This window comes from Aquabacterium sp. (assembly GCF_021768455.1).
Lineage (GTDB): Bacteria > Pseudomonadota > Gammaproteobacteria > Burkholderiales > Burkholderiaceae_C > Aquabacterium.
This window is the reverse complement of the sequence record NZ_JAIZVX010000213.1, coordinates 1-4,986: the sequence shown is the minus strand read 5'-3', so window position 1 is coordinate 4,986 and position 4,986 is coordinate 1. Positions and strand designations below refer to the sequence as shown.

The following is a 4,986-nucleotide window of genomic DNA, read 5'->3' as shown; positions in this document are numbered from 1 at the left end:
GGCGCAGGCCCGGCTCGGCCTCGGTGCGGCCAATGCGGCTCAGGGGCAGGCCCAGGCGCTCGCCCAGGGCATGGATGGCGGCGCGGTGGACAGCCGGTGCGGTGAAGACCAGCTCGTAGTCGTCGCCACCGGCCAGCACGCAGTCGAGCTGCTCGGGGCGCGGGCGCTCGGCCAGCCAGGGGCTCAGGGGCAGCGCGTCGACCACGAGGCTTGCCCCCACGCCACTGCGGCGCAGGATGTGCCCCAGGTCGCCCAGCAGGCCGTCGGAGACGTCGATGGCCGAACTGGCCAGCCCGCGCAGGCCCTCGCCCAGGGCCACGCGGGGGCTGGGGCACTCCATGGCCAGGCGCGCGGCCTCGAAGGCCTCGCACGAAAGCGGCGGGCGCAGCGTGCCCCGGAAGGCCTCCAGCGCCAGGCGGGCCACACCGGGCAGGCCACTGACCCAGATGTCGTCGCCCACCTGGGCACCATGGCGCAGCAGGCCCTGCCCGCGCGGCACCTCGCCCATCACCGTGATGCCGATGGCCAGGGGACCCGCGGTGGTGTCCCCGCCCACGAGCTCGCAGTCGTGGGCATCGGCCAGGGCCAGCAGGCCTTGCGAGAAACCGGCCAGCCAGGCCGTGTCCACACGGGGCAGGGTCAGGGCCAGGGTGAAAGCCAGCGGGCGGGCGCCACAGGCGGCCAGGTCGGAGAGGTTCACGGCCAGGGCCTTGTGGCCCAGCCGCACCGGGTCGACGGTGGAGAGAAAGTGCCGCCCCTCCACCAGGGTGTCGGTCGAGACGGCCAGCTGCATGCCGGGCGCCAGGCTCAGCAGCGCGCAGTCGTCGCCATTGCCGACGTCGGCGCGGCGGGCGCCCTGGCCGGGCTGGCGCCGGAAATAGGTGTCGATGAGGTCAAATTCGCCAAGGCTCATGGCGGGATTGTCGCGCGAGCCGTGCACAGCCCGGCCCCATCCGTCCACCGCATTCGCCCTCAGACCAGCCTGCGCGCAAGTTCGGCAGCCGAACGACAGCTAAGACCCCTACGCTTCCATTTGGGGACATGCGGGCATCCACAAGCGCAAACCGCGTGCATTCTTCCTAAAATCACCCCCCCGGTGTCCGTTTCGGCCCGCCACAAAAAGAGCCAGTCCACCATGACCACTCCCGAGCAGAAGAGCGCAGAACTCAAAAAGGCCGCGCTTGAATACCATGAGCTGCCGACACCCGGCAAGCTCGCGATCAGTGCCACCAAGCAACTCACCAACCAACGTGACCTGGCCCTGGCCTACTCGCCCGGCGTGGCCGCGCCCTGCGAAGAGATCGTCGAGAACCCTGCCAACGCGTTCAAGTACACCAGCCGCGGCAACCTCGTGGCCGTGATCACCAACGGCACCGCGGTGCTGGGCCTGGGCGACATCGGCCCCCTGGCCGCCAAGCCCGTCATGGAAGGCAAGGCCGTCCTGTTCAAGAAGTTCGCAGACATCGACGTCTTCGACATCGAAATCAACGAAAAAGACCCCGAAAAACTGGTCGAGATCATCGCCAGCCTGGAGCCCACCTTCGGCGGCATCAACCTCGAAGACATCAAGGCCCCGGACTGCTTCTTCGTCGAGCGCAAGCTGCGCGAACGCATGAAGATCCCCGTCTTCCACGACGACCAGCACGGCACCGCCATCGTCGTGGGCGCCGCCCTGATGAACGGCCTGAAGATCGCCGGCAAGGACATCAAGAACGTCAAGCTCGTGTCCTCGGGTGCCGGCGCAGCGGCGCTGGCCTGCCTGAACCTGCTGGTCAAGCTGGGCATGCCGCGTGAAAACATCTGGGTGACCGACCTGGCCGGCGTGGTCTACGAAGGCCGCACCGAACTGATGGACCCGGACAAGGCCCAGTTCGCCCAGAAGACCTCGCAGCGCAAGCTGTCCGAGGCCATCGCCGACGCCGACATCTTCCTGGGCCTCTCGGCCGGTGGCGTGCTCAAGGCCGACATGGTCGCCAAGATGGCCGACAGCCCGATCATCTTCGCCCTGGCCAACCCCACGCCCGAAATCCTGCCGGAAGAGGTCAAGGCCGTGCGCGACGACGCCATCATGGCCACGGGTCGCTCCGACTACCCGAACCAGGTCAACAACGTCCTGTGCTTCCCCTACATCTTCCGCGGTGCGCTCGACTCGGGCGCCACCACCATCACCGATGAGATGGAAATCGCGGCCGTGCACGCCATTGCCGAACTGGCCCAGGCCGAGCAGAGCGACGTGGTCGCCGCCGCCTACGCCGGCGTGAACCTGAGCTTCGGGCCCGAGTACCTGATTCCCAAGCCCTTCGACCCGCGCCTGATGATGAAGATCGCGCCGGCGGTGGCCAAGGCCGCGGCCGAGTCCGGCGTGGCCCAGCGCCCCGTGACCGACTTCGTCGCCTACGCCGAGAAGCTGCAGAGCTTCGTCTACGCCTCTGGCCACACGATGAAGCCCATCTTCAGCGTGGCCAAGCGCGCCAAGAACAAGCGCATCGCCTACGCCGAAGGTGAAAACGAGCGCGTGCTGCGCGCCGCACAGATCGTCGTCGACGAGGGCGTGGCCCGTCCGACCCTGGTGGGTCGCCCCGAGGTCATCCAGGAGCGCATCGAGCGCTTCGGCCTGCGCCTGAAGGCCGGTGTGGACTACGACGCCGTCAGCACCGAGCACGATCCGCGCTACCGCGAGTACTGGCAGGCCTACCACCAGCTGGCCGAGCGCAAGGGCGTCACGGCCCAGATGGCGAAGATCGAGATGCGCCGCCGCCTGACCCTGATCGGTTCGATGCTGCTGCACAAGGGCGAAGTCGACGGCCTGATCTGCGGCACCTGGGGCAACACCAGCCTGCACCTGAACTACATCGACCAGGTCATCGGCAAGCGCACGGGCGTGAAGACCTATGCCGCCATGACCGGCCTGATCCTGCCGGGTCGCACGGTCAACCTGCTCGACACGCACATCAACTACGACCCCACGGCCGAACAGCTGGCCGAGATCACCATCATGGCGGCCGAAGAGATGATGCGTTTCGGCCAGCGCCCCAAGGCGGCCCTGCTGAGCCACTCGAACTTCGGTTCGAGCAACCAGCCCTCGGCCCTGAAGATGCGCCAGGCCCTGGCCCTGATCCAGGAACAGGCCCCCTGGCTGGAAATCGACGGCGAGATGCACGGCGACACCGCCCTCGACCCGGCCTACCGCACGGAAATCATGCCCCGCAGCACCCTCACGGGTGAGGCCAACCTGCTGGTCTGCCCGAACATCGACGCGGCCAACATCGCCTACAACCTGCTCAAGGTCGCCGCCGGCAACGGCATCGCCCTGGGTCCGGTCCTGCTGGGCGCGGCCAAACCGGTCTGCATCCTGACGCCTTCGGCCACCGTGCGCCGCATCGTCAACATGACAGCCATGACCGTGGCCGACGCCAACGCCGTGCGCTGAGCCACCCCGGGGCGGCGCCCGGCGTGAATCCTTCACGGAAAGCGCCGCCTGCTCAGCCGGCGGGCTTATAGCACACGCCGTCAAGACCCCGATCAAAGGCCCCGTCCCCCTGCCCGCCAGGGGGCGGGGCCTTGAGCTTTTGGGCCTCTTTCTGTAGGATCTCGCCTTTAACGAAGAGCCGCTTTGCTGAAAGATCAAGGCTGCAGGACTGGACACAGAACAGCACCATGGTGCCCCGCACGCCCCGCACCCTCCCCAGGATGCTTTCCCAGGACCACCCGCTCGTCGCCCCCCAACCGGGCCTTGCGCCCCAAGACGGCGACGCAGCAAGCAAGCAGGCCCAGGCCTCCCTCCGGAGTGCCCGCAGTTCCAGCCCCAGCAGTCGGGGCTCCCGCTTGTGGTCGGCCCTGACGGCGTCCGTGGCGTCCATCCTGGGCGCGACCGTGCTGGCGTCCAGCCTGCTTGTCCAACCGGCGCAGGCCCGGCGTTTCGATGCCGAACCTGCCGTCCGGACCGATGCCGTCGTGGGGCTGTCCAGCCTGCCCGCGCAGGCCCAGGACGTGTACCGACGCATCCTCAGCGGTGGCCCATTTCGTTACGACAAGGATGGAACCGTGTTCGGCAACCGGGAGCGCATTTTGCCCCGTGAACCACGCGGTTTCTACCGTGAATACACCGTGCCCACCCCGGGCGAACGTGACCGCGGCGCGCGGCGCATCGTCTGCGGCGGTAAAGATACCCGCCAACCGGAAACTTGTTTCTACACCCAGGATCACTACCAGAGCTTTCGACCCATTGATCCCCGGCGCTGAGCCCCTTTCCGGCTGACACGCCTCTCGTTCTTTCTTCAGACCTTCAACTTCAGCCCGCCAGGGCGCCGAGCCCCGCTCGGTACCCCGGGCCCCCAGCGATCATGTTGTTGCAATCCGTTCGACCCAACATCGTTCAATCCATCCGAGCCTATCGCCCGGAAGATCTGCAACAGGCGGCCAACGCGGCTGGCCAGCACTTCCTGTACACCAACCTGAGCGCCGCTCAGTGCAAGCAGGACGTGCTGGACATCATCGCCCGTGACTTCCTGTTCCCCGATCACTTCGGCAAGAACCTCGATGCCATCTACGACTGCATCACCGACCTGGTCCACAAGTCGGGTCCGCAGCCGGGCTTCGTGGTCGTGCTCGAGCTGATCCCCGATGGCGCCAAGTTCGACCGTGAAACCCGTGAGCAGCTGCTCGACGCCTTCCGCGATGCCGCCGATTTCTGGGGCGAGCGCAAGGTGGCCTTCCGCGTTTTCTACTCGATCGCCGTGTCGGGCAAGGAATCGGTGGGCAACTGGGACAAGGCCGAGGTCGCCCAGAACGACACGCCGGCCAAGCCGGTGAAGGTGTCGAAGAACGCGCCGCAGCCCATGATCATGAACCTGCCGCCAATGAGCAGCGTGTTCGACACCTCGGCCTTGCTGGCTGCAGCCTGAGCCGTCTTGCCTGGTGCATCAAGGGGTCCTGCGGGGCCCCTTTGTCATGGTGCGGCGCTCAGCGGCCCGCCCAGCTTCGCCA

The 4,986-nt window shown here is 67.3% G+C and carries 3 protein-coding genes and 1 pseudogene; 3 read left to right on the top strand and 1 reads right to left on the bottom strand.

Annotated elements, in window-relative coordinates:
- Positions 1-913: thiamine-phosphate kinase (gene thiL, locus QZ994_RS18625; RefSeq protein ID WP_290877192.1), on the bottom strand; the 913-nt coding region annotated here is incomplete at its 3' end.
- 222 nt (positions 914-1,135) lie between these two features.
- Between thiL and QZ994_RS18620 the strand changes: the two genes are divergently transcribed.
- From QZ994_RS18620 to QZ994_RS18610, 3 genes and pseudogenes are all read left to right on the top strand, one after another.
- The gene (locus QZ994_RS18620) at positions 1,136-3,430 is read left to right on the top strand and encodes an NADP-dependent malic enzyme (RefSeq protein WP_290877189.1); all 2,295 of its coding nucleotides are present in this window, start codon (positions 1,136-1,138) and stop codon (positions 3,428-3,430) included.
- Positions 3,431-3,888: 458 nt separating this feature from the next.
- A complete protein-coding gene (locus QZ994_RS18615; RefSeq protein WP_290877194.1) occupies positions 3,889-4,242 on the top strand; it encodes a ribonuclease domain-containing protein in 354 nt (117 codons plus the stop codon).
- A 101-nt stretch (positions 4,243-4,343) separates the two neighbouring features.
- Positions 4,344-4,730: pseudogene (locus QZ994_RS18610) on the top strand (barstar family protein); the annotation flags it as partial.
- Positions 4,731-4,986: the final 256 nt, after the last annotated feature.

What these genes read in the sequence shown, in the direction of transcription:
- QZ994_RS18620 (WP_290877189.1), top strand. Translation starts at nt 1,136, where the DNA reads ATGACCACTCCCGAGCAGAAGAGCGCAGAACTCAAAAAGGCCGCGCTT.